General features: G+C 32.2%; 1 protein-coding gene and 1 pseudogene. One reads left to right on the top strand and one right to left on the bottom strand.

Going from position 1 to position 1,636, the window contains the following annotated elements:
- The first annotated feature begins 231 nt into the window (after positions 1-231).
- Positions 232-1,422: a major outer membrane protein gene (locus tag CKA54_RS07555; RefSeq protein WP_120760937.1), complete on the top strand. Its 1,191-nt coding sequence runs from the start codon at positions 232-234 to the stop codon at positions 1,420-1,422.
- A 23-nt stretch (positions 1,423-1,445) separates the two neighbouring features.
- On the opposite strand, the pseudogene CKA54_RS07560 reads toward CKA54_RS07555, so the two are convergent.
- Positions 1,446-1,636, bottom strand: a pseudogene (locus CKA54_RS07560) (peroxide stress protein YaaA); the annotation flags it as partial.

Consider the following 1,636-nt stretch of genomic DNA (forward strand, 5'->3'; position numbering starts at 1 on the left):
AGTTTCCAAACATTAACTATCAAGGAGCATAATTACACTTGTAAAAGCAAACATTCATAGATAACTCCTTAGTTTTTAAAGATCTAGTTTTAAGCTAGATCTTTAAAGATATATTATCATCTTACAAACTCTTAAATACTTTGATGCATTTTTTTATTTACTTTAAGAATTCTTATATAAAACTATGTTATAATACAAGCCATAGTTTTAATTTTAATAAGGAGAATTCTCATGAAACTAGTTAAACTTAGTTTAGTAGCAGCTTTAGCTGCAGGTGCTTTTTCAGCAGCTAACGCTGTTTCACTTGAAGAAGCTATAAAAGATGTTGATGTATCAGGAATGATGAGATACAGATTTGAATCTGATAGAAAAGATATCGGCGGTGCTACTGTTGATGGTTACAATAGCTCTAAAAACAACGCTCACAAATTTAAAGCACAATTAAACTTTAAAGCAGCTTTAGATGATAACTTCAAAGCTTTCGTTCAATTCCAATATAACTCAACTGATCTTGGTTTTGGTGAAGCTAACACTCAAACAAACAAAACTTTCAATGTACAACAAGCTTATTTAGAATACACTAACGAAGCTTATGCTACAAGCGTAACTTTCGGTAAATTAGAAGTTGGTTCTATCTGGACTGATGATGCTGTAGGCACAGGAGCTAAAGTAGTAAACAACTCTATCGAAGGTTTAACTTTTGCTGGTTACTGGTTTGATGCACTAAATTGGCAAGATGATGGTGATTTTTCAAATTTAGGTATTGCTAAATCTTCACTATACGGTGCTGCTGTATTAGGCGACTTTGATCCATTTGCATTCCAAGTATGGGCTGCTTATTCAGCTAACTGGGCATTCTTATATGCAGTAGATGCTAGCTATAATTTTGCATTCAATGATATGAATTTCAAAATCCAAGGTCAATACCTAGGAAACAGCTTAGACAGTGACAAAGAAAAATTAGGTTTTACTGACAACAATTTCTACGCTGCTAAATTCAGCGGACAAATCTCTGCTTTTGATTTCCAAGCAGGTATCGTTGGTTATGGTGATAAAGAAAAATCAACTATCGTTACTTTAGAAGATACAGGCAGAGTAATCGCTCCAGCTAAACAAATTTTCTATTCAGATGGTAGTAAATTAGTTAATAGCCATGGTGAAAACTTCTTCTACTTTGCAGGTTTAGGCTATACTTTTGCTGAAACTTTAAGAGTAGGATTTGACTATATCGGCGGTAAAACTGAAAGAGCAAATATAAACGATATTGATAAAAATGAATATATTGCAAGCGTATCTTATGCTTATAGTCCAAAACTTACATTTAGCGGATTCTATTCTTACCTAAATGAAGACTTCAACACAGCTGGTCAAGACGATACTAAAGATCAATACATCAGACTTGAAGCTCTATATAAATTCTAATTATAAAAGCTAAGCCAAATGGCTTAGCTTACCATATCCAAAATAACCTCTTCTTTTAATCCTTGTATTTTTATATCTTTAACCTTTAATTCACTTGGCAATTTTTCCAATAAACTTACTTTATCTTGTATATTTTCCCTTGCAAGTAATCTTAAAATCTTACCTCTATAAGCCTTTACAAAATGACTTAATGCTTTGGAATTTTTTAAAAAAG

It is taken from the genome of Campylobacter sp. P255 (genome assembly GCF_003627915.1).
Taxonomy (GTDB): domain Bacteria; phylum Campylobacterota; class Campylobacteria; order Campylobacterales; family Campylobacteraceae; genus Campylobacter_D.

Coding starts and splice junctions, on each gene's coding strand:
- CKA54_RS07555 (WP_120760937.1), top strand. CDS start 232: ATGAAACTAGTTAAACTTAGTTTAGTAGCAGCTTTAGCTGCAGGTGCT.